This is a genomic window from Halorubrum sp. Atlit-8R, assembly GCF_003666025.1.
GTDB lineage: Archaea > Halobacteriota > Halobacteria > Halobacteriales > Haloferacaceae > Halorubrum > Halorubrum salinarum.
This window is the reverse complement of the sequence record NZ_QPLV01000071.1, coordinates 1-445: the sequence shown is the minus strand read 5'-3', so window position 1 is coordinate 445 and position 445 is coordinate 1. Positions and strand designations below refer to the sequence as shown.

At 65.4% G+C, this 445-nt stretch carries 1 protein-coding gene; it reads left to right on the top strand.

What is annotated here, in order from left to right; translation table 11 throughout:
• Positions 1–445 (top strand): amidase family protein (locus tag DVK05_RS16620; protein WP_255409720.1); only part of this gene is annotated, 445 nt, incomplete at both ends.

Sequence of the window (445 nt, the reverse complement as noted above, 5' to 3'; positions counted from 1 at the left end):
ACCCGAGGCCGACGGTTCCTACGCGGCGGCTGCCGACGGTGACGGCGACGGACTCTCTATCGGTGTTCCGACAGAGCTGCTCAACGGGGCTGACCAAGAGGTTGTCGAGACGTTCTGGACGGCGTTGGACGACCTCGAACCACAGGGCGCGAGCTACCACGAGGTTGACCTGCCCTCGGTCGAACACGCCGTCGAGGCGTACTACGTCATCGCCATGTCCGAGGCGTCCTCGAACCTCGCGCGGTTCGACGGCGTCCGCTACGGACAGTCGGGCGGCTACGACGGCAACTGGAACGATTCCTTCGCCAACGCCCGCGAGGAGGGCTTCGGCGAGGAGGTCAAGCGCCGGGTTCTCCTCGGAACGTACGCCCTTTCGGCGGGCTACCACGACAAGTACTACAAGAAGGCACAGGACGCCCGGGCGTGGGTCAAACAGGACTTCGAC